Annotated in this window: 18 protein-coding genes and 1 tRNA gene; 12 read left to right on the top strand and 7 right to left on the bottom strand. The window is 34.5% G+C overall.

Going from position 1 to position 25761, the window contains the following annotated elements:
• Positions 1-203: 203 nt before the first annotated feature.
• The 4 genes from AAON49_RS02695 to AAON49_RS02710 all read right to left on the bottom strand — a co-directional run bounded on the left by AAON49_RS02695 (position 204) and on the right by AAON49_RS02710 (position 2273).
• The gene (locus tag AAON49_RS02695) at positions 204-620 is read right to left on the bottom strand and encodes a DUF6438 domain-containing protein (protein WP_349552451.1); all 417 of its coding nucleotides are present in this window, start codon (positions 618-620) and stop codon (positions 204-206) included.
• A 49-nt stretch (positions 621-669) separates the two neighbouring features.
• Positions 670-1650 (bottom strand): zinc-binding metallopeptidase, encoded by a 981-nt coding sequence (locus AAON49_RS02700; protein ID WP_349552453.1) that lies wholly within the window; start codon positions 1648-1650, stop codon positions 670-672.
• Between the two features lie 103 nt (positions 1651-1753).
• Positions 1754-1957, bottom strand: a complete 204-nt coding sequence (locus AAON49_RS02705; protein WP_349552455.1) for a hypothetical protein — start codon at positions 1955-1957, stop codon at positions 1754-1756.
• A 234-nt stretch (positions 1958-2191) separates the two neighbouring features.
• A tRNA-Leu gene (locus tag AAON49_RS02710) sits at positions 2192-2273 on the bottom strand.
• 115 nt (positions 2274-2388) lie between these two features.
• Between AAON49_RS02710 and AAON49_RS02715 the strand changes: the two genes are divergently transcribed.
• A complete protein-coding gene (locus AAON49_RS02715; RefSeq protein ID WP_349552456.1) occupies positions 2389-3777 on the top strand; it encodes a dipeptidase in 1389 nt (462 codons plus the stop codon).
• A 27-nt stretch (positions 3778-3804) separates the two neighbouring features.
• On the opposite strand, the gene AAON49_RS02720 is transcribed toward AAON49_RS02715, so the two are convergent.
• Positions 3805-4431 (bottom strand): peptidylprolyl isomerase, encoded by a 627-nt coding sequence (locus AAON49_RS02720; RefSeq protein WP_349552458.1) that lies wholly within the window; start codon positions 4429-4431, stop codon positions 3805-3807.
• A 124-nt stretch (positions 4432-4555) separates the two neighbouring features.
• On the opposite strand from AAON49_RS02720, the gene AAON49_RS02725 reads away from it, so the two are divergent.
• The 3 genes from AAON49_RS02725 (at position 4556) to AAON49_RS02735 (ending at position 8115) form a co-directional block, all read left to right on the top strand.
• Complete coding sequence (locus AAON49_RS02725; RefSeq protein WP_349552460.1) at positions 4556-4927, top strand: BlaI/MecI/CopY family transcriptional regulator; 372 nt, start codon at positions 4556-4558, stop codon at positions 4925-4927.
• On the top strand, positions 4924-6909 hold the full coding sequence (locus AAON49_RS02730; protein ID WP_349552461.1) for a M56 family metallopeptidase: 1986 nt from the start codon (positions 4924-4926) through the stop codon (positions 6907-6909). The genes AAON49_RS02725 and AAON49_RS02730 overlap by 4 nt, the downstream gene beginning before the upstream one ends.
• Positions 6910-7014: 105 nt before the next feature.
• Positions 7015-8115 carry a DUF4407 domain-containing protein gene (locus tag AAON49_RS02735; RefSeq protein ID WP_349552462.1) on the top strand — a complete coding sequence of 367 codons (1101 nt, stop codon included), beginning with the start codon at positions 7015-7017 and terminating at the stop codon, positions 8113-8115.
• A 43-nt stretch (positions 8116-8158) separates the two neighbouring features.
• Here the strand turns inward: AAON49_RS02735 and AAON49_RS02740 are convergent, their stop codons facing one another.
• Positions 8159-8737, bottom strand: a complete 579-nt coding sequence (locus AAON49_RS02740; protein WP_349552463.1) for a PhnA domain-containing protein — start codon at positions 8735-8737, stop codon at positions 8159-8161.
• A 60-nt stretch (positions 8738-8797) separates the two neighbouring features.
• On the opposite strand from AAON49_RS02740, the gene AAON49_RS02745 reads away from it, so the two are divergent.
• A complete protein-coding gene (locus tag AAON49_RS02745) occupies positions 8798-9298 on the top strand; it encodes a GNAT family N-acetyltransferase (protein ID WP_349552464.1) in 501 nt (166 codons plus the stop codon).
• On the opposite strand, the gene ade is transcribed toward AAON49_RS02745, so the two are convergent.
• On the bottom strand, positions 9291-10913 hold the full coding sequence (gene ade, locus AAON49_RS02750) for an adenine deaminase (protein ID WP_349552466.1): 1623 nt from the start codon (positions 10911-10913) through the stop codon (positions 9291-9293). The genes AAON49_RS02745 and ade overlap by 8 nt on opposite strands.
• A 153-nt stretch (positions 10914-11066) precedes the next feature.
• Here ade and lhpI point away from each other — a divergent pair, with 153 nt between their 5' ends.
• The 7 genes from lhpI (at position 11067) to AAON49_RS02785 (ending at position 25735) form a co-directional block, all read left to right on the top strand.
• On the top strand, positions 11067-12026 hold the full coding sequence (lhpI, locus tag AAON49_RS02755; RefSeq protein WP_349552468.1) for a bifunctional Delta(1)-pyrroline-2-carboxylate/Delta(1)-piperideine-2-carboxylate reductase: 960 nt from the start codon (positions 11067-11069) through the stop codon (positions 12024-12026).
• Positions 12019-13086 carry a proline racemase family protein gene (locus tag AAON49_RS02760; protein WP_349552469.1) on the top strand — a complete coding sequence of 356 codons (1068 nt, stop codon included), beginning with the start codon at positions 12019-12021 and terminating at the stop codon, positions 13084-13086. The genes lhpI and AAON49_RS02760 overlap by 8 nt, the downstream gene beginning before the upstream one ends.
• Positions 13083-15035, top strand: coding sequence for an MGH1-like glycoside hydrolase domain-containing protein (locus AAON49_RS02765; protein WP_349552471.1), 1953 nt, complete (start codon positions 13083-13085; stop codon positions 15033-15035). The genes AAON49_RS02760 and AAON49_RS02765 overlap by 4 nt, the downstream gene beginning before the upstream one ends.
• Positions 15036-18062, top strand: coding sequence for an aminotransferase class III-fold pyridoxal phosphate-dependent enzyme (locus tag AAON49_RS02770; RefSeq protein WP_349552473.1), 3027 nt, complete (start codon positions 15036-15038; stop codon positions 18060-18062).
• A gap of 3 nt (positions 18063-18065) precedes the next feature.
• Positions 18066-21206, top strand: a complete 3141-nt coding sequence (locus tag AAON49_RS02775; protein ID WP_349552474.1) for a glycoside hydrolase family 2 TIM barrel-domain containing protein — start codon at positions 18066-18068, stop codon at positions 21204-21206.
• Complete coding sequence (galK, locus tag AAON49_RS02780; RefSeq protein WP_349552475.1) at positions 21199-22356, top strand: galactokinase; 1158 nt, start codon at positions 21199-21201, stop codon at positions 22354-22356. Before AAON49_RS02775 ends, galK begins: the two co-directional genes overlap by 8 nt.
• Before the next feature lie 94 nt (positions 22357-22450).
• Positions 22451-25735 carry an amidohydrolase family protein gene (locus AAON49_RS02785; protein ID WP_349552477.1) on the top strand — a complete coding sequence of 1095 codons (3285 nt, stop codon included), beginning with the start codon at positions 22451-22453 and terminating at the stop codon, positions 25733-25735.
• Positions 25736-25761 lie beyond the last annotated feature (26 nt).

Below are 25761 nucleotides of genomic sequence, written 5' to 3' on the forward strand. Positions count from 1 at the left end.
AAAACCCTACCTAAATAGTAATAAAATAAAAAGCTCCTCTAAAAAGAGGAGCTTTCGTTTTGTAAGATTCTAGGGAGAATCAAACTAACTAAAAATCAACCAACTAATTTACGTTGTTAAATTTTTTAAAACTTTCAATATTACTTATAGAACAAGGTGAATTGAAAAAACCCTACCTTAAAAATTATTTTTTTTACTTTTTATCAAATTACAACAAGACTCTCTATCGCTTTTATTACTTTTTTAATTTTTTCAGGCATATCATTTCCCTGAAACAGAACTGTTTTATGCTGAAAACTTAAATGAGTAACAGGAAGATCTCTAGTTCTTTTTTCTGGATCTTTCAAAGACTCTAAACCAGAATTCAGAAGCAAACTTTCAATCTCTACTAGTTTATCTTTTGATATTTTAAATTGATGCCTCCCTTTTTTAGACACATGATCAATACCGTTGTATTTTACCAATCCATCTCTATAAATAAACAGATCATAAACCGGACATTTTCCAAAGCATCTCTTTTTAGTTAACTGAATATAAGGTTCAGAAGAATTCTGTTTTGCAGAATTACAAGACACGTTTAAAATCAATGCAAAGACAAATAATGTTATTATTTTTTTCATCGCTTTTAGATTTAAAAAGTTCCCAGAATACTATTCTGGGAACTTTACATTAATGTTTCAATCCACAGTGTGATTTATGTGAATCTCCTAATGTGTTTGCCTTTTTCCAGCTTCCCGGTGTAGGCAAGATACTTCTCCCTCTTCTTCCTCTCAATGAGAGGTTATTTCTTATATAGTCTCTTAATTCAACTAATTCTGTATGATCATACATTAATAGTATTTTCTTCTCTGCAATTGTGTTTCCAGCTGGTTTATCATCTCTGGTTACAAAAACTGCAAATACTTCTGCAATATCTTCTCCAGGATTAGTTGCTGCGTAGTTGGTTACAAACCTATCCTGATACTTTTGATAAAAAGCTTGGTGAGCAGATTCACTAGTCTTCGCTTGTTGGTACTCAGCCCAAATATCTGCCCAATACAAACTTTGCAATTTATTAATGTAGGCATTCACTTTCGCACAACCTTCACCTGTAAAATAGTTAGAGCAAGACCCTGAAGTTATACTGGCATCTACCTGTGTATTGTTTAGAGTTAAAATATGGCCAAACTCGTGTATTGTAGTATAGGCCAACTCTGTTTGATCATCTGCAAAATTAATTGCCAACCCCATTTGCCATTCTGAAAGATCGTTCTTGGTTTCAAAAACATAACCAGCAGAACCTGTTACTGAACCGTTGTAGATCATAAACTCACTCATTTTATCTCTGTGAGTTATTGGCACTACATTTTTAGTTAATGTCCATAATTCTTGATGTTTAGCAACATCATTTTGATAAGCCAAATCTTGACCAGTTACTTGATAATCTCTAATTTTTTCAAGATCATTTCCACTAACCCTATACAATGTAATCTCACCTTGAGAACCCGCTTGAGAGCCCCCACCAGAACCATCACCATTTCCTCCATTACCAGAATTATCTCCAACAGGATCGGTAAGTAATGCTGTGTCATCATCTCTATTACATCCAATAAAAGAGATTGAGATTATTAATAATACAATTGCCCATCTGTTTAAAATTCTTCTGCTCATAATCTTGTTTTTGAGTTAATACTTTTTCTTTGTTTTGAAAACAGATGAATTGTAAAAAACCCTACTTAAAGAAATTGAGCAATCTATTTAAAACAGGAAATCTCTAGGCTACACAGTGATATTTCATTCCTTCTTTCATATAACTCTGTACCATTCCTTTGCTTCTAAGTTCATCCAAAATGGAATACAATTTTAAAATATGAAGAACCATATGAGTTTTGTTTAAAATTTCAGCACTTGTTAAGTGTTCATTATTTAAAGCTTCAATCACCAACTGTTGATTTGTTGTATACTGTTCTAGTTGCATAGTGTTATTGTTTCCAAACAAATATATGAGCTCATCTAAAAAGTGATACTACCAAGTTTGTGTAGTTTCTATTGATGAAATAATATATCTGCTTTCGTTATTTGATTATAAAAGTAATAGCTGATAGATTACAAGTCTAGGGGAAAAAGCCTGAATATCGTTTTCTTTCTTTGAATGGTTAAAGTGAATCGGTGAAATGAAAAAAGCTCTCAAAATTTTGAGAGCTTTTCAAAGTGCGGGTGAAGGGAGTCGAACCCCCACGCCTCGCGGCACTAGATCCTAAGTCTAGCGTGTCTACCAATTCCACCACACCCGCTACGCTTATGCCGAACTAGATTCGGTAATAGGACTGCAAATATACGCATTCAACTTAAATTGCAAAGCTCTTTCCTAGGAATTTTACTATTTTTGAATTCCTTTAAAAACAAACCATGTCAGACATAAAAAATTATATAGAAAACCATAAACAACGTTTTATTGATGAGTTGATTGAATTACTAAAAATTCCTTCTGTTAGTGCAGATCCAGCCTTCAATCAAGATGTATTAAATACAGCAGATGCTGTAAAGGAAAGTTTGGAAAAGGCAGGATGTGATCATGTAGAGATTTGTGAAACTCCTGGATATCCAATTGTATATGGAGAAAAAATTATCGATTCATCATTACCAACCGTTTTGGTCTATGGTCATTATGATGTGCAACCTGCAGATCCATTAGAATTATGGGATTCTCCAGCATTTGAACCTGTGATTAAAAAAACAGAATTACATCCAGAGGGCGCCATTTTTGCTCGTGGAGCTTGTGACGATAAAGGGCAAATGTACATGCATGTAAAAGCTCTAGAATATATGACTTCAACTGGAAACCTTCCTTGTAATGTGAAATTTATGATAGAAGGTGAAGAAGAAGTAGGTTCTGAAAGTTTAGGGTGGTTTGTAAAAAGAAATCAAGAGAAATTAGCCAATGACGTCATTCTGATTTCTGATACTGGAATGATTAGTAATACGCAACCTTCTATTACTACTGGATTACGCGGATTGAGTTATGTAGAAGTGGAAGTAACTGGTCCTAACAGAGATCTACATTCTGGTTTGTATGGTGGTGCAGTTGCAAATCCTATCAATATTTTGACAAAAATGATTGCTTCTTTACATGATGAAAACAATCACATAACCATTCCTGGTTTTTACGATAAAGTAGAAGAATTATCTAGAGAAGAAAGAGACGAAATGGCAAAAGCTCCTTTTTCTCTTGATGCTTACAAAAAAGCTTTGGATATTGATGAAGTTTATGGAGAAACAGGTTATACTACCAATGAAAGAAACTCCATTCGTCCAACATTAGATGTCAATGGAATTTGGGGAGGATATATTGGTGAAGGAGCCAAAACTGTAATTGCATCAAAAGCCTATGCAAAAATTTCTATGCGTTTGGTTCCGAATCAAGATTGGAAAGAAATTACAGAACTTTTTGCAAAACATTTTGAAAGCATTGCTCCAAAATCTGTAAAAGTAAAAGTCTCTCCACATCATGGTGGTCAAGGGTATGTTACTCCTATAGACAGCATTGGATATCAAGCAGCTAGTAAAGCTTATGAAGATACATTTGGTGTAACTCCTATTCCTCAAAGAAGTGGTGGTAGTATTCCCATTGTTTCGTTGTTTGAAGATGAGCTGAAAAGTAAAACTATCTTAATGGGATTCGGTTTAGACAGTGATGCTATTCATTCTCCTAACGAGCATTTCGGAATTTTCAATTACTTAAAAGGAATTGAGACCATTCCTCTTTTTTATAAGTATTTTACTGAACTATCAAAATAAAAAAAGAGCCTTTAAAAGGCTCTTTTTTTATTTTATAATGTATGCTTTATGAATAAAGTCGACTTCTGAATACTTATCTCGGATAAATTTGTTTCCGAATTTTTGAATGGAATCTTGCTTAAATCCGAGCTTGTCTCCATATCCGCCATAAAACTTTTCAACATTCTCCATCCCAGAAATAACTTTTGCAATTACTGGAAAACCTTTCACCCCTGAGTAATCAAGCTTATCCAATCGATTGTTATCTTTTAAATTGATAAATATTTGTGTTCCTCTAGACTTCACTCCTCCTCTAGCAAAAGATATAGCTCCTTTATAGTTTTTTTCAATAACTGGCTCATCATCAACTTTATATTTTCTCCAACTAGAATTCACAACACTATCATTGTGAATTCCAAACTGAGCTACAAAATTAGGAACCACTCTAAAGATTGCCATATCGGTATAAAACTCATTTTTAATAAGTTGATATAAACGATCTACTCCTTGAGGAGACCATTCTCTTTTGGCTTCAATTTCAAAATTCCCTTGTGTTGTTTCGAAACGAGCTTTAAAATATTCAGGCGCTTGCTGTTTTGTCCATTTTTCTTTAAAAACCTTCTGGCTACATCCAGTTAATAAAACAAGGGCAACTACTACAAATAATCTTTTCATAAATAAGGTCTAATTTTTGATGATGTAAATATATCAAATTTAAGTAGTTCACATTTTTTTAACTCTACATTTGTAGAATTAAAATATTTTGTTCTATATTTGTAGAGCATAAAAATCAAATCTCATGCAATTATCTAAAGCCGAAGAACAGCTAATGCAGTATTTATGGAAACGTAAAAAAGCGTTTATGAAAGATTTATTAGAAGACTTTCCAACTCCAAAACCAGCCACAACAACAGTTGCAACTTTATTAAAAAGAATGGCTGGGAAAGGTTTTATAGCATACAATACTGTGGGAAAATCAAGAGAGTATTATCCATTAGTAAAAAAGTCAGATTACTTTTCGAAACATGTAAATGGGTTGATTAAAAACTTCTTTAACGATTCTGCTAGTCAGTTTGCTTCGTTCTTTACAAAAGAAACTAATTTAAGCAATCAAGAATTAGAGGAGTTACGCAAAATTATTGACAAACAAATCAAAGAGAATAAAAAATGATATCCTATTTAATCAAATCTGGGTTGTGTTTAGCCATACTCTTAGCCTTTTATCATTTGGTCTTAGAGCGTGAAAAAATGCATCAATTCAATAGATTCTATTTATTAGGAAGTGTACTATTTTCGTTTTTAGTGCCTTTTTTCATTATTTATGTAGAGGCAGCACCAGCAACAATAAATGAGGTGAAAGAAATGGGAATTAACTATTCTAATATTGGTTTTTCAGGAAACGAGCCTATAGATAATTCAATCAATTTTACTCAGTACTTTATTGCTTTTTACATCTTTGTTTCTTCTGTTTTATTAATACGATTTCTTAAGAGTTTAATTGATATTGTCTTAAAAATTAAGAGTCATAAGATCATATCTTACAAGAATGCAAAGATTGTCTTAGTAAACGATGCTATTTTACCTCACACATTTTGGAACTATATCTTTATTAATAAAGAAGAATTTTTATCAAAAAGAATAGAAACAGAACTCTTCACTCATGAACTTACTCATGTAACACAGAGGCATACTTTGGATGTATTAATTGTAGAATTTTTACAGATCATTCTATGGTTCAATCCTTTCTTTTATCCATTAAAAAAGGCAATCCAATTAAATCACGAATTTTTAGCTGATGACAAGGTAATTGCATCACATCAAGATATTACCAGGTATCAATATCTATTGTTAGATAAAGCTGCTTGGAAAAACAAATATTACTTGGCCAGTAATTTGAATTATTCACTCACAAAAAAAAGATTATTAATGATGAAAACACCCAATTCAAAAGCGTCAATACTTATCAAAAAGTTGGCCATAATCCCATTGCTAACAGGTTTGGTATTCTTGTTTGCCGATCGTGTAGAAGCGCAATCGAAAGAAAAGAAACCGCAAGTTGTTGAAGTAAAAGAGAAAGAAGCTACTAAAACTCTTATAAAAGAATATAGGAAGTTGCTTCAAGAATCAGAAAAAAAGAAAGTTTATAAGCTTACAGATGTTCGTAGAATGAGACACCTGTATAACTTAATGTCAAAAAAACAAAAACAATCTGTAAAGAATATTAATGACTTATTACCTCCGCCACCTCCGCCTTCTAAAAAATATTGGAAGCAGATAAGTGCTAACGAATATGAGAAATTAAAGGATGGATCAAAGTATTCTGTTTGGATTAATGACAGGTCTGTTAAAAATTCTGAATTAAATAAGTACAAAAACACAGATTTTGTAGCCTATTTAAGTAGTTTTATTCATAAAAATGCTAGATCAGAAAAGCACCCTCAACCATATCAGTATACATTATTTACAGAGTCATATTATAATAATTTAAAGCCTGAGGTAATTGAAGTAAGAACAGTTAAAAACACTCCACCACCACCACCAAAACCAGTAAAAATTGAAGTTGTAAAAGGAAAGGCTACAAAAGCACAAATGAAAGAGTACAAAGAATTTGAAGCTTTTTTCTCTAGTAATAAAAAGAATAAAGTAATCAAGGAGCGTGATTATAGAAGGATTAAGAAAATTTACAACTCGATGTCGGGTGCTCAAAAAAGATCTGTGAAAAAGTATACTGAATTCATCCCTGCACCTCCTCCTCCAAGAAAGGTAATTGAGGTGAAAGAGAGTGATTATGACGAAATTGAAGAAGAGATCGAAGAAAAGATTGAAGAAATAGAGGAAACAGAAGTTCCTGTTGTAGTTGAAATTAGAGAAGTTCCAGAAGGTGTTATTGAAGAAGAAATTGTGGAAGAGGCTGAAACTATTGAAGAATCTGAAATTGCTGAGGAAGTAGAGTTAGTTGAAGTTCCTCAAAATAAAACTCTAACAGAAAGTTTTGAAGAACTGGTAAAAAAAGGAGCTAAATTCTATTTAAACGGAAAAAAAATATTTCCTAAAAAAGCTAAGAAATACTTTTATGAAAAAAAGAATGAGGTCAAAACTATAGATGTCATTAAAAACAAAAAAGGAAAGTACAAGGTTAAATTAAGAGTATAAACAACAAAAAGCCGATTCGTTTGAATCGGCTTTTAACGTTCTGTTAAGAAACAAATTGACTGTTAACACGTTATAGGTAAAGAACCAACTTAAAAACCCATTCCCGTGCTCAAACGTTTTTTCCTTCTTTGTTCTGGTGTAGACCTTAAACTTATTGACACCTGTTCTAATGGTGAACAAAATAAATATGCTGGTATTGGTGCTACAGTATTCTTTACAGCTGTAATGGCAACACTTGCAGCGAGTTATGCTTTATATACTGTTTTTGACAATGTGTATGCTTCCATTTTATTTGGAATCGTTTGGGGATTACTCATTTTTAATTTAGATCGGTTTATCGTTTCTACCATCAAGAAGAATGATTCGAAATGGAAAGAACTCTTACAAGCTACACCTAGAATCATTTTAGCGATGATTATTGCGATGGTTATTTCTAAACCTTTAGAATTAAAGATTTTCGAGAAGGAAATTAATCAAGTTCTTTTAGAAGAAAAGAATGAAATGACACTCAAAAACAAAGAGCAAATAGCCAAACAGTTTGAGCCAGAAATTCAAAAATTAAACAACGGAATTACAGCTTTAAAAGACGAAATTTCTGATAAGGAAAAAGAAGTAAATGAACTCTATGAAACATATATAGCTGAAGCAGAGGGTAGAAAAGGAACTCTCTTATTAGGGAAAGGACCTGTATATCAAGAAAAAAGAGATAAACATGATGCTGCTTTATTAGAACTAAGTCAGTTAAAACAAGATAACGGTCAGAAGGTATTAAATAACGAAGCTGCAATTGCCCAGTTACAAGCAGATTGGAAAAAAGCGGAACTAGACACACAACCTATCATCTCTAATTTTGATGGTTTTATGGCAAGAATCAACGCTTTAGGAAAATTGCCATGGCTTCCTTCATTCTTCATTTTCTTACTATTCCTTGCGATAGAAACTGCTCCCATTTTTGCGAAATTAGTTTCTCCTAGAGGAGAGTACGATTTTAAATTAGAAGATGAAGAGACTGGTATCAAAACTTGGGTAGAGCAACAAGTTCATCAGAGAGATGTACTATTAGATGCTGATGTAGTTGTAAATGGAAAAGTTTATACAGATATTCAAGAAGATGAAGATGTGTATGCCTACAAACGAAAAGTAGCCAAACAAATGATGCAAGATCAAGCAGATGCTTTTTATGAAAAACAGAAAAGATTGTTGTAACAACCAATTACTAATAACTAATAACTAATAACTAATAACTAAATTACAACTTCTTCACGTAGTCAGTAATAATTACAATCGTCTGAGCTCCCACTTTTCCTTCAATATATTTTTCGTTTTCAGGGTCTAAGGAAACTCTGCGAACAGCAGTTCCTTGTTTCGCAACCATGCTAGATCCTTTAACTTTTAGATCTTTAATAAGCACAACAGAATCGCCTGCTTGTAAAACGTTTCCATTGCAATCTCTATGAATTACTTTTTCGCTATCATCTAAACCTTCACCAGTAGCTTTCGCAAATGCTAACTCCTCTTCTTCTAAATACATCATGTCTAACAAATCCTGCGGCCATCCCTCAGATTTTAGTCGAGATAACATTCGCCAAGAGATAACTTTAACAGCTCTATGTTCACTCCACATACTTTCATTCAAACATCTCCAATGGTTAGCATCTGTAGCCTCAGGGTTTTCTATTTGGTCTTTACAAGTAGAACAAGATAATAAGCTTCCATCAATTCCTCCTGTAGAAATTGGCGGAACTTCATAGATTCCTAAACTGTCTTTAGCGCTACATAATTCGCATTGATTTCCGCTTCTATTTTGTAATTCTTGTAATAAACTCATCTAAACATTTTTTACTGAGCAAAAGTACTCCTTTCAATTTATCTGTTTACTTTTATCCTCATGATTTTAGAAACCCAACGTTTAATCATAAGAGAATTAACACCTAAAGATGCTCCTTTTTTCTTTGAGCTGGTAAATGATGATGGCTGGAAACGATTTATTGGCGATAGAAATGTCAAAACACTTCAAGATGCAGAAGACTATCTAACCGGAAGAATTATTCCTAGTTATTCTGATTGGGGTTTTGGCTTTTATTTGGTCATTGAAAAAGACACTAAGAATTCCTTAGGGATAACAGGTTTTGTAAAAAGAGATGAATTAAAGTTTGCCGATGTTGGTTTTGCTTTTTTACCTATTGGAAGAGGAAAAGGTTTTGCTCTTGAATCTACACAAGCGATCATGGATTATGGATTTGGTAATCTAGGGTTTACAACAGTTCTAGGAATTGCTAATAATGACAATGAGCGCTCTCACTTACTATTAAAAAAATTAGGACTACGATTCGACAAGTACATCCAACTTTCTGACGAAGATCAGGAGATTAGTTTATTTACTACTTAATCTCCAAAGAAGTAAACTCAAAAGTACTTCCGTTAAACAATCCTTTATCACTCAGTTTTAATGAAGGAATCACCAACAAAGCCATAAAAGATAAGGTCATATAAGGTGCTCGCAACTTGCTCCCCATTTCTTTAGCCATTTGATCTAATTCTGCATATTGCTTTCCAATAATCTCTGCAGGCTGATCACTCATAATACCTGCCACGGGTAGTGGTACAACTTTTTCTACAGAACTGTTTACAGCACAAATTCCTCCTTTATTTTCAATCAATAAATTCACCGCTTTACAGATCATTTCATCCGATGCACCAACAGCAATAATATTATGGGAGTCATGCCCTACAGAACTTGCAATAGCTCCTTCTTTTAAACCAAAATTTTTAATAAATGCTATCGCAGGTTCTGAGTTCTTATAACGATTCACAACAGTCATTTTCAGCACATCATTGTGAATGTTTGAAATCAAATTTCCACCCTGAATTAAACTATTTGATTCAATTTCATTTGTTACTAGTTCTCCATCCAACGCTTCAATAACTCGAATCTTTTCCGAAGCAGAATGAAACTCAAAATCAGAAACTTTCTTTTTACTTGTATGAAAATTGTTGAGTACTTCAAAATCTACATGCTTTACAAACGATTGTCCATTTTCAGCAACCAAATCACCATTAATATAAGTTTGTAATACATTAAAATCCTCTAAACTATCTACAATTACAAAATCGGCATCATCCCCTTCTTGTAACAAGCCTACATCTAAATTATAATGTTCAACAGGATTAACACATGCTACTTGTAAAACTTGAAATACATTGAGCTCTTTGGCAACAGCTCTTGCGCACAATTGATTGATATGCCCTAACAGTAAATCATCTGGATGCTTATCATCAGAACAAAACATCATATGCTCATAATGCTCAGGAAGCAAAGAAATTAAAGCTTCAAAATTCTTGGCTGCGCTACCCTCACGTACTATCACTTTCATTCCTTTTTGTAGCTTCTCCAACCCCTCCTCATAGGTAAAGCATTCATGATCAGTAGAAATTCCAGCGGAAATATATTTTGTAATATCTTCTCCCCTCACTCCAGGTGCATGACCATCAATAGGTTTGTTGTAATGCTTGGCCCATGCTATTTTTCTCATGACTTCCTCGTCTTCAAATAAGACTCCGGGGTAGTTCATCATTTCTGCCAAATACTTGATGTCAGGGTTCGCCATCATTTTCTGAATATCATCCGAATCGATTATAGCACCTGCACTTTCAAAAGACGTTGCTGGGACACAAGAAGGGGCTCCAAAGTTGAATTTCAAAGGAGTTTTTTTTCCGTTCTCAATCATAAAATCAACTCCTTTTACCCCTAAAACATTGGCAATTTCATGAGGGTCAGAAACAGTAGCAACAGTTCCATGCGTTACTGCAATTTTTGCAAACTCTGAAGGAACTAGCATAGAGCTTTCAATATGTATATGAGCATCAACAAACCCTGGCAAGATATATCCTTCTTCAGAGTGTTCAGCTTTTCGTATAGCCTTTATTTTTCCTTCAAAGACTTCAACTTCTCCTTTAAAAATCTGCTGTTTCTTTATATCAACAATGTTCCCTTTTACTATCATATAGCAAAGCTATAAAAAACACATTCACATGAAAAGAATTAGCCGTTTATATTCATACGGCATCTTAGTAGTATATAATCCAACTTCTATAGTATGTTATCAGTTTTTAGGCTAATATTCAATTTAATTTTTCCTTTTATTTATCTTTAGCCTATGGCTAAAATGGTTTTTATTGACGACATTTTTATTGAAGAAAATACACAGTTTTCTGAACTGATTTCAGAGATTAAAAATAGTTTCTTCCTTCAAAAAACAATTGTTCCCACTAGGCATCATCACGATTTTCCAAATCCAAAAACTCAAGCCGACACCACACTATTATTGATGCCAGCTTGGAACTCAGATACTAATTCCGGAATTAAGGTAGTTACTATCTGTCCAGAAAATCAGCAATTCGATCTTCCTTCCGTTCAAGGAACATACATCTATTTAGATGCTACAACAGGAGTTTTAAAAGCAATCTTGGAAGCCAAGAATTTAACCGCCAAAAGAACAGCTGCAACCTCAGCCTTAGCCTCGTCTTTTTTATCAAAAGAAAATGCATCATCATTATTAATGATTGGTACAGGAGCTTTGTCTAAAAATCTCATCAAAGCACATGCAAGTGTTAGACCCATTAAGAACGTATTTGTTTGGGGACGAAATTTTGAGAAAGCCGCGCAGATTGCATCAGAATTACAACAAGAAAATTTTACGATTACTGCTATTGATAACATTCTCGAAAAGATATCGGAAGTAGATATTATTTCTTGCGCTACACTTTCTAAAACTCCTTTAGTTTTGGGTAAGTTTTTGCAACCCGGACAACATATAGATTTAGTTGGTGCTTATACTCCAACCATGAGAGAAGCTGATGATCAAACCATTCAAATCTCTTCTGTGTATGTAGACACATTTGAGGCTGGACTGAAAGAAAGTGGCGATATAGCCATCCCTTTACAAAGTGGAATTTTAAATGAGAAAGATATCAAAGGAGATCTTTTTAGTTTGTCTAAGAATAATCGTTTAGAAAGAAAAAATGACAATGAGATTACAGTTTTCAAATCTGTTGGTCATGCTTTAGAAGATTTAGCCGCAGCAGACTACTACTATAAAAAGTTTAGGAATGAATAACACCTATCAGAACATTATAAATAACACAGAATTTCAACCTCCGCAAAATTGGTTGCAGATTAAAACCATTGACATGCATACAGGTGGCGAACCTCTGCGTGTTATTGTTGACGGATTTCCTGAATTAAAAGGCAATTCTGTATTAGAATATAGGCGATACTGTAAAGAACAGTACGATTACCTTAGAACATCTTTACTATTTGAACCTCGTGGTCATGCAGATATGTATGGATGTATCTTGTTACCTCCAAATGATGACGAAGGTGATTTTGGAATTATTTTTTTACATAATGAAGGATATTCTACCATGTGTGGTCATGCAATTATTGCAATTTCTACACTAGCAGTTGAAATGAATTGGATTGAGGTAAAAGAAGGCGAAAATGAGTTAAAAATAGATGCTCCTTGTGGTCGAATTCTTTCTTATGCGCATGTGAAAAATGGAAAAATAACGGGAGTTCGTTTTCATTGTGTTCCAAGTTTTGTTGTTGGTTTAGACAGAACCGTAGAAGTTGATGACATTGGGAGTGTTACCTATGACTTAGCTTATGGCGGAGCTTTTTATGCTTACGTAGATATGGCGAAAAATAATTTTGATTTTGATTTAACTCCGAATTCTTATCGAAATTTGATTTCTACTGGAATGGATATTAAACGTGCGGTGATGAAATCTGATGAAAGCATTTTACATCCTTTTGAAGATGATTTGAGTTTCCTATACGGAACTATTTTTATTGATCACACAAAACAAACTTCAGGCTCAGATAGCAGAAACGTTTGCATTTTTGCAGAAGGTGAAGTAGATCGTTCTCCAACAGGATCTGGTGTTTCTGGAAGAATGGCTCTTCATAAAGCTAGAAAAGAAATCGATTTTGGAGAAACAATGTCTATTGAAAGCATTACTGGATCTGTTTTTCATGGATCTGTTGGCAAAGAAGAAGATTATGGGCCATTCAAAGCAGTAATTCCACAAGTAGAAGGAACCGCTTATATTACTGGAATACAAACTTTTGTGATCGACCCAAACGATCCAATGAAAAACGGCTTTATACTACGATGAAAAAGACCCTATTTATTCTTTGTCTTATAACACTTTTTGCTTGCAAAAAAGAAGCAACAGAAAGTAATTATCCTTATCTTGAATTCAGTAAAAACATTCTCCATTACCGAATTACTCCTGAAAATAAATTCGATAAAAACGGATTGATGTTTTCTGACCAAGGAGCATGGTTTGCCTATGGTTTCCCAGGTTCCAACATACGTTCCTCTTTCCCAATGAATGTTGGATTTACAGGTCCTTTTTTAATGACACAACAAAACGGTGTTTGGTCTAGCAAAGCCTTACTAGAGCTATCGTTAGAGAATGTAAAATTTGATTCTCAGCGCATTGATAGCTATGCGAGTCATTTAGAACAAATATTTCGTTCAACAGAACTTGCATTGACTCAAAAACTGGTCTTTCTTTCAGGACATACAGCTATCATCCAATCTAGCATTAAAAATATATCAGACAAGAAATTAACTGTTAACTATCAATGGAAAATCAATGAAATTCTAGCTGATAGCCTAAACATTCAAAAGAATAAAGAAGAGATAATAATAACCTCCACAAAATCTGATGCTGTTGGTCATCTTTTAATGAATCCTTCTTCATCTAGTATTGAATTAAAACCAAATGAATCGGAAGTCTTTACCATTTCTCAAACTTTTATTTTCCCTGAATATGATTGGGTTAAAGAAAAAGAACGTATCCAACAAACTGATTTTGAAGATTTACTTTCAGAAAGAGAAAATCAGAAAAACACACAACTAAAGAACCTAATCACAAATAGAAAATCGCAATTCCAAGATTCAATCTACGCAGCAGTTTTGGCAAAAGCTCAGCTGACACTTCAAAACAATTGGAGGATTCCTGCTGGGGAAATCAAACATGAAGGACTCTTTCCTAGTTACCATTACAAATGGTTTAATGGATTCTGGTCGTGGGATTCTTGGAAACATGCTGTTGGCTTGTCTCACTTCGACTTAGATTTAGCAAAAAAACAAATGAAATTAATGTTCGAGTTTCAAAATGAAGATGGTTTTGTTGCTGATGTAGTTTATAGAGACACAAGTATAGAAGCTCATAATTATAGAGACACCAAGCCTCCTTTGTCTGCTTGGGCAGTAGCAAAGATTTACGAAAAAGACCAGGATATAGATTTTGTTAAATACATGTACCCTAAGCTTAAAAAATATCATGAATGGTGGTATGCAAAGAGAGATCATGATCAAGATGGTTTGTGTGAATATGGGTCAACTGACGGGAGTTTAATTGCAGCAAAATGGGAAAGTGGAATGGACAATGCCATCCGTTTTGATGATTCTAAAATCCTCAAAAATAGCGAAGGGGCTTATTCACTTAATCAAGAAAGTGTAGACTTGAACAGTTATCTCTATGCAGAAAAATTGTTTCTAGCTCAACTTGCCAAAGCTCTTAATAACAACGAAGCAAATAACTATATCTCCGAAGCCAAAGAATTAAAAAAGAAAATTCAACATCAATTCTACGACACCAATGATGGTTGGTTTTATGACACAAATTTAAAAGGTGACCTTTTTATCAAGGGAGAAGGAAGTGAAGGCTGGACAGCTTTATGGGCAAATGCAGCAACACAAGAGCAAGCTGAAGCTGTAAAAAACAGGATGATGAACCCTAAAAAGTTTTATACCAAAGTTCCTTTTCAAACCATGAGTGCAGATCATCCCAAGTTTGATCCTTTACGTGGTTATTGGCGAGGACCTAACTGGTTAGATCAGTCTTATTTTGGGGTGAAAGCATTACGGAATTACGGATACAATGAAGAAGCCAACCAAGCTACACAACAAATCCTAAAAGGAGCTGAAGGAATTTTAGAAAAAGGGAAATCGATTCGAGAAAATTATCACCCCCTCACAGGACAAGGGTTGCATGCTCAAAACTTTAGTTGGAGTGCAGCACATATTATCATGCTTTTATCAAAAGAATAAATGAATTATCAAGAGTTAAAAATAGCAATTAACGAAGCTAAAGAGATTCTTTTGTCTTTTTATAATATTCAAGGAAGTATATCTGAACTTCCCGGTGACGTCGATTTTAATTTTCGCGTAAAAACTGAAGATACTGATGGATATATTTTAAAGATTTCACGTCCTGATGAGGATGATAACTATCTAGATTTTCAACAAAAAATTCTTCATCATCTTGAAAGCTATCCAAAAATTATTGCTCCTAAAACAATTAAAAACAATAATGGAGAAGGTATTTCTGAATACAAAGACAAACAAGGAAAAACCCGTAAAGTTCGTTTATTAACTTGGATTCCAGGAAGATTATGGAGCTCTGTAAATCCACATTCAAACAACTTGCGATTGAGCTTAGGAAGAGAATGCGGAAAACTCACAAATGCGCTTCAGAATTTTGATCACAAAGAAGCGCATCGAACTTTCGAATGGGATGTAGCACAATCGTTATGGACCAAAGATCATTTGGATGTATTCGATTCTGAAAAAAAGAAAATCATTGCTCACTTTCAATTACTCTTTGAGAATCAACAACCAAGCTATCAAAAGCTTAGAAAATCGGTAGTTCATAACGATGCAAACGACAACAATGTTTTAGTTTCTTCAGATTTAATGACTCCAACGGTAACTGCTGCTATTGATTATGGCGATGCCGTTTATACACAAACTATTAATGATCTTGCTATTGCATGCGCTTATGCTATTATGCAACATAATGATCCTTTGGAAGCTTCTTTGGCTATTGTTAAAGGTTATCACGAAACCTATCCTTTACAAGAAACTGAATTAGCCCATCTCTATGCTAGTATTGCCATGCGACTGGTTATTTCTGTTACTAAATCAGCTATTAGCAAGATCAAAGAACCAGATAACAAATACTTATTAATTAGTGAGAAGCCTGCTTGGGATGTGCTTACCAAATGGTATCAAATTAATCAAGATTTTGCACATTATTCCTTTAGAGAAGCTTGTGGGTTTTCTGCGCATCCCAATGAAGAAAAATTTAAAAACTGGAGTTCTCAACAAGAATTTTCTTTAGTAGAACTTTTTCCTACTATTCAAAGAAAGGAAGTTCATTTATTAGACTTGAGCGTATCTAGCAAATGGATTGGACATCGAAACGATTTTAACAATCTCGATCTTTTTCAATTTAAAATAGAGCAACTTCAACATGAACATCCCAATAAAATTATTGCTGGTGGTTATTTAGAACCGCGTCCAATTTATACATCAACTTCCTATGATAAAATTGGTAATTATGGACGCGAAAGTAGAACGGTTCATCTAGGAGTCGACTTTTGGCTTCCGGCAAATACTCCTGTTCATGCGTTATTGGATGGAGAAGTTGTAGTAGCTGTTAATGACAAAGGAAACAAAGAATATGGAGGATTAGTAATCTTACAACATCAAATCAACGATTTTAAATTCTATACTTTATACGGTCATAATACTGTAGAAAGTGCTCTTAAACACAAACCAGGAGATCTTATTAAAAAGGGAGAAATGATTTCCGAATTAGGCAACTATCCTGAAAATGGAAATTGGGCGCCACACCTACATTTTCAAATAATGCTATCTCTTCTTGATTATACCGATGATTTCCCGGGCGTGACCTATCCAAATCAAATTGATGTATGGAAAAGTTTATGTGTAGACCCTAATCTCCTATTTAAACTTGAGCATTTAACGCCTCCTCAATTTACTCCTAACAAAAAATTAATTTCATATAGAAAACAACACTTAGGAAAAAGTTTAAGCTTACAATACAAAGTTCCCATCAAAATGGTTCGCGGTGATGGAGTTTGGTTAATCGATCAACAAGGAAAAAAATACTTAGACACAGTAAACAATGTAGCCCATGTAGGTCATGAACACCCATCAGTTGTCAAAGCCGGACAACAACAAATGGCATTATTGAATACCAATTCTCGTTATTTACACGAAAACATCAATGAACTTGCACAAGAATTAATAGAAACATTACCGCCAGAACTTAATGTTTTACATTTTGTTAATTCAGGAAGTGAAGCCAACGAATTAGCCATCAGAATGGTAAAAGCTGTAACTGGTCAAAAAGACATCATAGCATCAGAAGTAGGATATCACGGAAACAGCAATATGTGTATTGATATTTCATCTTATAAATTTGATGGAAAAGGTGGTAATGGAGCTCCAGAATACACGCATATTTTCCCGTTACCTGATGCTTACAGAGGCAAATATCGTGGGAAAGATGCCGGAATATATTACGCCAAAGAAGTTCAAAAATGCATTGACGAGATTCAACAAAAAGGACGTGGTGTTGGAGCTTTGATTTTAGAATCTATTATTAGTTGTGGAGGACAAATAGAATTACCTGAAGGATTCTTACAAGAAGTATATAAACAGATTAGAAACGCCGGAGGTTTATGTATAGCTGACGAAGTTCAGGTTGGCTGCGGACGTGTTGGAAAAGCTTTTTGGGGATTCCAATTACACAATGTAGTTCCAGATATTGTAACTATAGGAAAACCTCTTGGAAACGGACATCCTATAGCCGCAGTAGCCTGTACGCAAAAAGTAGCAGATGCTTTTGCAAATGGCATGGAATACTTTAACACATTTGGAGGAAATCCAGTCTCTTGTGCTATTGCCACTGAAGTTTTAAGAACTGTAAAAAGAGAAAAACTTCAAGAGAATGCGTCAGAAGTTGGTGAGTATTTAAAATCTGAATTACAAAAGCTTAAGCAAAAATTTACAATTATTGGCGATGTTCGTGGGCAAGGATTGTTCTTAGGAATAGAATTAGTAGATAAACAAATGAATCCTCTAGCAGAGCAAACATCGCACCTAGCAAACAGAATGAAAGAACATGGTATTTTGATGAGTATTGACGGGCCAGATCACAATGTTTTAAAGATTAAACCTCCTCTAGTTTTTTCAAAGGAGAATGCAGAAGACCTTATAACTTATTTACAAAAGATTCTTCAAGAGAATTTTATGAAAACCTATTAGTCTATGAGAAAAATTGCCCTTTTGTTATGTTCATTTCTATTAATGTTCTGTTCAGAAAAGCTTCCTAAAGTTACTGAACAAACCTATCATTACAATCATCAAGTATTTGAAGAAAACAAGTTACCTCCAAGAGCTAGTTTTTTTGCCTTTGAAAAACCTAACATTTCAGAAAAAGAAGAATCTAATCGCTTTTTAAATCTAAATGGTGAATGGAAATTTCACTGGACTAAAAACCCACAAAAAAGACCTACAACGTTTCACAATGAGCGCTACAATGATTCGAACTGGAAAACCATTCCTGTTCCTGCCAATTGGGAAGTAGTTGGCTATGGAAAGCCTATCTATTTAGATGAACGTTATCCGTTTGAAACTCAATGGCCTGACGCTCCCAAAGACTACAACCCTGTTGGAACCTATAGAAAGGAAATAACGCTAGACAAAAAATTCTTATCCGAAGATATCATCCTTCATTTTGCAGGAGCTAAGTCTGCTATGTATGTGTATATCAACGGATACTATGTAGGGTATTCTCAAGGAAGTAAAACTCCTGCCGAATTCAATATCACTCCTTTTATCAAAGAAGGAAAGAATTTAATCGCTTTACAAATGTTTCGTTGGTCAGATGCCAGTTATTTAGAAAGTCAGGATATGTTGCGTATGAGCGGAATAGAACGTGAAGTTTATTTGTACACACAACCCAAAGTATTTGTATCCGATTATTATACCTATACCAACTTAGACAGCTCTTACAAGAACGGTTTGTTTAAAAACATTGTATCGTTAACCAACGCTACAGATCAACCTGCAACAAGAGAATTAAAGATCAATATTCTGGATCAGGGAAAGCTAATTTGGAAAAAAGAAGAGCAAGTTCTAATTCCTGCTAACGAAATCATTCAAGTTTCTGATAAAGACATTTTTAAAAAGGTAAAAACTTGGTCTGCAGAAATTCCTAATCTGTACGAATTGCAAATTCAACTGACTGACGCTACAGATGCCAAAAACAATCAATTCATCTCTCGCCCTTTAGGGTTTAAAAGTGTTGAGATCAAGAACAGTCAGGTACTCATCAACGGAAAAGCTGTGTACATCAAAGGAGTTGACAGACATGAAACAGACCCATATACTGGACATGTAGTTTCTAAAGAATCTATGGAGAAAGACATACGATTGATGAAACAAAACAATATCAATGCTGTACGATCTGCTCACTATCCTAATCATCCGTATTGGTTAGAACTCTGCGACAAATACGGTTTATATGTAGTAGATGAAGCCAATATAGAAAGCCATCCTTTAGCTATTAATGAGAAAACTCAAATTGGAAATGAAATGAGTTGGTTGCCAGCTCATATGAAACGTACTGAACGTATGTATTATCGTGATAGAAATCATGTTTCTATTTACTCTTGGTCTTTAGGAAATGAAGCCGGAGAAGGTGATGTTTTTAGAGCTACCTACAAATGGTTAAAAGAACGAGACGATAATCGTATTGTACAATACGAACCTGCAGGAAAAGAAGACTACACTGATCTTTATTGCCCAATGTATCCGAAACCTGAGTATTTGATCAATCATGGAAAATCAAATTCTGATAAACCTTCCATCATGATTGAATACGCTCACGCCATGGGAAATTCAGTTGGAAACTTGCAAGATTATTGGGATATCATTGAAAAATACGACAATCTTCAAGGAGGTTTTATTTGGGATTGGGTAGATCAGTCTTTAGAGTATAAAGATGAAAACGGAAAACCTTATTTGGCGTACGGACATGATTATCACCCTGATCTTCCTACTGATGGAAATTTCCTCAACAACGGTCTTGTAGATCCATATAGAAATCCGCATCCTCATTTAAGTGAAGTAAAAAAAGTATATGAGCCAGCTCAATTTGAATATATAGGAAATGGAAAGATAAAGGTGACCAATAAAAATTTCTTCTCAAGTTTTGATAATCAAACAATTTCTTGGAAGTTATTTAGAGATGGAAAAGTTATTACTGAAGCTTATAATATTCCCATCAACATAGATCCTCAAAAAAGTATTGTATTATCAATATGGGACAAAGGAAAAGATGAACCATCATTTGAAATCAATGGAGAATATATACTTCAGATAAGTTTGATTCAAAAAGAAGCTACAGAATTAATTCCATCTAAACATGAAATTGCTTGGGATGAAGTTGTTATTCAGAAAGCCACAAAAAATACGTCTAACCTTTCAACTGGGAATTTTACTATTAAAAAAGGAGATTCATATCAATTTGAGAACGATCATACTTCTTTCCAAATAGACAAAACAACCGGAGAAGTTCTCTCTTGGAAATTCGACAGAAAAGAAATTACCAATCAACCGATTCGTCCTAACTTTTGGAGGCCTCCTACAGACAACGATCTAGGAAATGGCATGGACAAATGGGCGAAAGTTTGGCAAAAAGCTAGTTATAATTATACTGCTCAATTGATTAGTAAACCCGTAGGGCACAATGGAAATGTACATTACAAAGTACAGTACACATTCCCAGAGGTCAAAGCTTCCATTTCTGTAAACTATACACTCTCTGGAAAAGGAGATCTTTCTGTCGTTTATGAGTTTACTCCAGATAGCGAAAAACAGCCCAACATTCCTCGATTGGGAATGTACCTTACTTTACCAGACAACTTCACAGATGTTTCTTGGTACGGAAAAGGTCCGGATGAAAGCTATTGGGACAGAAAAACAGGACAGAAAACAGCTGTGTATTCAGGAAAAATCAAGGAGCAGTTTCATCGATATTCTCGCCCTCAAGAAACCGGAAACAAAACTGATGTTCGTTGGGTTACCGTACAATCAAATAATCTTACAATAACAGCAAAAGGTTTAGGAACTCAACTCAACACTAGTACTTGGCCGTTTTTGATGAAGGAAATCGATTTTAGTAGTGAAGAAGCTCAAAAGTCTGCATCAGGATTGGTTCCAGTAACCAAAAAACACGGAGCTGATATTCAATTAGGAAATACTGTACAATGGAATATTGATTTTCTACAAATGGGCGTTGGTGGAGATACATCTTGGGGTCGTTTGGTTCATCCAGAATATACCATTCCAGCCAACAAAACATATCGTTATTCTTTTGCTATTTATCCCAAGACTCATGAATAAGCAAATCGTTCAACATATTACCACCAAGTATCAAGAACAGTTTAACGCTAAGCCTATCTTGAGCTTTGCACCAGGTAGAATTAATATTATTGGTGAACATACCGATTATAATGATGGTTTTGCATTGCCTGCAGCTATTGATAAAGGAATTTTTGCAGCGTTAAGTATTACAGAGAACAATCTATGTACAGTAACATCTTTAGATTTAGAAGAATCCTTTCAATTTCAACTAACCAATTTGAATTCTATTAAAAATGGCGGTTGGAAAAATTATGTAATTGGGGTTGTTGCCGAAATTCAAAAAACTGGAAAAAAGCTTTCTAATTTCAATCTGATGATTAGCGGAGACATTCCTCAAGGTTCAGGGTTATCATCTTCTGCAGCTCTTGAGAATAGTATCGTTAATGGGTTAAATGAGCTGCTTGACCTAAAACTTTCCAAAGAAAAAATGATTTTAATTTCGCAAAAAGCAGAACACAATTATGTTGGTGTACAATGCGGAATTATGGATCAATATGCAAGTATGTTTGGAGTAAAAGGCACTGCCTTACTATTAGATTGCCGAGATCTTAACTCTACTCCTATTTCCATTCAACTGCATGACCATAGTTTACTGTTGGTCAACTCAAATATTCAACATTCGTTGGCAGAAAGCGCCTATAACAATAGAAGAAAAGTCTGTGAAAAAATCTCAAAAATACTTGGAATCAAAAGCCTAAGAGACGCCAATGAAGAACAGGTTATAAAACTAATCGACTCTATGAATTCTGAAGATGTTTTAAAAGCCTTGTATGTAGTACAAGAAAATCAGAGAGTTAAAAAAGCTGTTGAATTATTAAAGGAAAACAATCTTCCTGAATTAGGACAACTTTTATATCAAACTCATAAGGGTTTAAAAGACCAATATCAGGTGAGCTGTGAAGAGTTAGATTTTCTTGTAGATTTCACAAAAAACCAAGACTCTGTTTTAGGAGCTAGAATGATGGGAGGCGGATTTGGAGGTTGCACCTTAAATCTGATACGTAAAGATTCTATCAACCAATTCAAAAACAACATTTCAAAAGCTTATCTTCAAGCCTTTCAAAAAGAATGCTCTTTCTATCTAGTTCATGCTTCAGATGGAGTAAAAATTATTACAAACAATACTTAACAAATCAGCTGATGGTGTTAAAATTGCTTTTCAAAACCTTAAAAACACTAGCTATTTTCTATATTTAAGCAATCAAACAAATTTACTAATCATTATGTTACGCAAACTTCTCATAGCCATACTCATTTTTTCTTTTTCATTTACCACTATTGCACAAAAAAAGAACGATACTAAAAAGAAAGGCTGGGATGTAAATAATCCACATAAAGATTGGAAGTATAAATCTTTCAATTTAAAAACAGATGAGGGAACTTGGATGAACTTAGATGTAAGTCCAGATGGAAAAACCATAGTTTTTGACCTTCTCGGTGATATTTATACATTACCAATTACGGGTGGTAAAGCAACTGCTTTAAGAACAGGCTTAGCCTACGAACTACAACCAAAGTTTAGCCCTGATGGAAAATACATTTCTTTTACAAGTGATGCAGAAGGAGGAGATAATATTTGGATTATGACCGCAGACGGAAAGAATGCAAAATCCATCACCAAAGAGAAATTCAGGTTGCTAAACAATTCTGTATGGTCGGCGGACGGAAAATCAATCATCGCTAGAAAACATTTTACTTCTCAACGTTCATTAGGAGCTGGAGAAATGTGGCAATACCCATTACAAGGTTCTGGCGGTTTAAAATTAACCAAACGTAAGAACGATCAGCAAGATGTAAACGATCCGTCGGTTTCTCCAGATGGAAAATACTTATACTATGGAGAAGACATGTATCCTGGAGGTTTCTTTCAATACAACAAAGATCCTAACAAACAGATTTATGTCATCAAGCGTTATGAGTTTGAAACAGGAAAGACCACAACAGTTACAGGTGGCCCTGGAGGTGCTGCAAGACCCGTAGTTTCTCCAGACGGAAAACATTTGGCATTTATTAAAAGGGTTCGTGAGAAGAGTGTCTTATACATTCACAATTTAGAAACTGGAGAAGAAACACCTTTGTACTTTGACTTAGACAAAGATCAATCAGAAGCTTGGGCTATTTTCGGGGTATACCCTCGATTTAGCTGGATGCCTGATAATAAAAACATCGTGTTTTGGAGTGGTGGAAAAATCAACACCATCAATCTCGATTCTAAACTTGCAAAAGTGATTCCTTTTGAAGTAAACGCAGATATCAAACTAGCAGAAACACATCGAGTAAAAAGACCTGTATATACAGAGACTTTTACTTCTAAGATGATTAAGGATGCGAAAACTTCCCCTAACGGAAAAACTTTAGTATTTACTGCATTGGGACACATCTATACCAAAAGTTTACCCAATGGTTCTCCCAAACGAGTTACTAGTTTATCAGATTTTGAAGCCGACCCTAGCTTCTCTTCTGACAGCAAATCTCTCCTTTTTGTGACATGGAACGATGAAAATCTAGGCGCGATTTACAAAGTAAATGTAGATGGTACTGGATTAACTAAACTTACCAAGAAAAAAGGAATCTACAGAACTCCAGTCTATGATGGTTCTGGAACCAAAATTGCCTTCAGAAAAGAAGGAGGAAATGGAGATCAAGGATTTGACTTCACAAAAGAAACGGGAATCTACACCATGAGTCGAAATGGTTCTTACCCGAAACGAATTTCTGAAAGTGGAGAATTTCCACAATTCTCCGAAGACGGAAAACGTGTATTCTTCCAAACTGGAGGAACTTTCTTTGGAAGCTTGACAAAAAAATTAAAAAGTGTAGATCTTACTGGAAACAAAGAAAGAACACATTTTTCTTCCAAACTAGCAAACAGAATTCTTCCAAGTCCAGATAACAAATGGATTGCCATGGTACACTTGCACAAGGTGTATGTAGCTCCCTTTGTAATGAACGGAAAAGAATTAAGTTTAGATGCCAACACAAAGAACTTTAAAGTAGAAAGTCTGTCTAAAAAAGCGGGGATTAATATTCATTGGTCTGGTTCCAGTGATGCCATTAGTTGGACCTTAGGTGAACAACTATTTACTAAAAAAATTCAGGATAATACAAAAGATCCTTTCTCTAAAACCAACCTAAATTCTAATGCAGAAACGAGTATCAAAATTGGATTGAAAATGAAATCCGATGTTCCTGATGGACGCATTGCTTTTACCAATGCCCGATTGATTACAATGGACGGAGATAAAGTGATTGAAAGCGGGACCATCATCATCAATAAAAACAAGATTGAAAAGATTGGAAAATCATCAGCTGTTACTGTTCCTTCAGATGCAAAAGTGTATGATGTAAAAGGAAAAACCATCATGCCAGGAATTGTAGATGTTCATGCACACGTAGGAGCTTTTAGAAATGGATTGAGTACTCAAAAACACTGGCAATTTTATGCGAACTTAGCCTTTGGAGTTACAACATCTCATGACCCTTCTGTGCATACGCAAGCAGCATTCACTTTAGAAGAGTTACAACGTGCTGGATTAACAGTAGGTCCTAGATTGTTTTCAACTGGATTTATTTTATATGGAGCTGAAGGAGATTTCAAAGCCGTGATTAATAATCTAGAGGATGCGAGGTTTGCAATTGAACGTACCAAAGCATTTGGAGCTCGTTCTGTGAAGAGTTACAATCAACCTAGAAGAGAACAACGACAACAAGTGATGCAAGCTGCGAGAGAGTTAGGAGTAAATGTTGTTCCAGAAGGAGGATCAACTTTCTTCCACAATATGAGTATGATTTTCGACGGTCATACGGGAATTGAACACAATATTCCAGTAAACCCTGTTTACAAAGACATTCTTTCTCTATGGAGTAATAGTAAAGTGGGATATACTCCTACCCTAATTGTTAACTACGGAGGAATGAATGGTGAAATGTATTTCTACCAAAATAATAATGTTTGGGAAAACAAAACACTTTTAAAGTATACTCCTAGATATGTGGTTGATTCTAGATCACGTCACAGATTGATGATTCCTGATGAAGAATATCATAACGGACACATGTTATCTTCAAGAACAGTAACGGATCTTTCTAAAGTGGGAGTAAAAGCAAATGTTGGAGCTCACGGGCAATTGCAAGGATTAGGAGCTCATTGGGAACTATGGATGTTACAACAAGGCGGAATGAGTAATTTAGAGGCTTTAAAAGCAGCAACCATCAACGGTGCAGAATACATTGGAGTAGATGATGAAATTGGTTCTTTAAAAGAAGGAAAATTAGCCGACCTTATTGTTTTAGACAACAATCCTCTAGAAAAAATAGAGCATACCAATTCTGTAATCTACACTATGGTAAACGGACGCTTATTTGATATTTCTACAATGAATGAAATTGGTAATTACGATAAAAAACGTAGTAAGTTTTATTGGGAACAGGGTAATTATAACCAAGGGGTTCCGTTTAATGTAGATACAATGAGCTTTACAAGACCTACGTGTAGTTGTCATGAATAAAGTTATTTATGTGAATTAATTAAATA

This window comes from Pseudotenacibaculum sp. MALMAid0570, assembly GCF_040151415.1.
Classification (GTDB): Bacteria; Bacteroidota; Bacteroidia; order Flavobacteriales; family Flavobacteriaceae; genus Polaribacter.

Bases quoted from the DNA above. Each gene is read 5' to 3' on its own strand.
- AAON49_RS02695 (WP_349552451.1), bottom strand. From the start codon at position 620: ATGAAAAAAATAATAACATTATTTGTCTTTGCATTGATTTTAAACGTG.
- AAON49_RS02700 (WP_349552453.1), bottom strand. From the start codon at position 1,650: ATGAGCAGAAGAATTTTAAACAGATGGGCAATTGTATTATTAATAATC.
- AAON49_RS02705 (WP_349552455.1), bottom strand. From the start codon at position 1,957: ATGCAACTAGAACAGTATACAACAAATCAACAGTTGGTGATTGAAGCT.
- AAON49_RS02715 (WP_349552456.1), top strand. From the start codon at position 2,389: ATGTCAGACATAAAAAATTATATAGAAAACCATAAACAACGTTTTATT.
- AAON49_RS02720 (WP_349552458.1), bottom strand. From the start codon at position 4,431: ATGAAAAGATTATTTGTAGTAGTTGCCCTTGTTTTATTAACTGGATGT.
- AAON49_RS02725 (WP_349552460.1), top strand. From the start codon at position 4,556: ATGCAATTATCTAAAGCCGAAGAACAGCTAATGCAGTATTTATGGAAA.
- AAON49_RS02730 (WP_349552461.1), top strand. From the start codon at position 4,924: ATGATATCCTATTTAATCAAATCTGGGTTGTGTTTAGCCATACTCTTA.
- AAON49_RS02740 (WP_349552463.1), bottom strand. From the start codon at position 8,737: ATGAGTTTATTACAAGAATTACAAAATAGAAGCGGAAATCAATGCGAA.
- AAON49_RS02745 (WP_349552464.1), top strand. From the start codon at position 8,798: ATGATTTTAGAAACCCAACGTTTAATCATAAGAGAATTAACACCTAAA.
- ade (WP_349552466.1), bottom strand. From the start codon at position 10,913: ATGATAGTAAAAGGGAACATTGTTGATATAAAGAAACAGCAGATTTTT.
- lhpI (WP_349552468.1), top strand. From the start codon at position 11,067: ATGGCTAAAATGGTTTTTATTGACGACATTTTTATTGAAGAAAATACA.
- AAON49_RS02760 (WP_349552469.1), top strand. From the start codon at position 12,019: ATGAATAACACCTATCAGAACATTATAAATAACACAGAATTTCAACCT.
- AAON49_RS02765 (WP_349552471.1), top strand. From the start codon at position 13,083: ATGAAAAAGACCCTATTTATTCTTTGTCTTATAACACTTTTTGCTTGC.
- AAON49_RS02770 (WP_349552473.1), top strand. From the start codon at position 15,036: ATGAATTATCAAGAGTTAAAAATAGCAATTAACGAAGCTAAAGAGATT.
- AAON49_RS02775 (WP_349552474.1), top strand. From the start codon at position 18,066: ATGAGAAAAATTGCCCTTTTGTTATGTTCATTTCTATTAATGTTCTGT.
- galK (WP_349552475.1), top strand. From the start codon at position 21,199: ATGAATAAGCAAATCGTTCAACATATTACCACCAAGTATCAAGAACAG.
- AAON49_RS02785 (WP_349552477.1), top strand. From the start codon at position 22,451: ATGTTACGCAAACTTCTCATAGCCATACTCATTTTTTCTTTTTCATTT.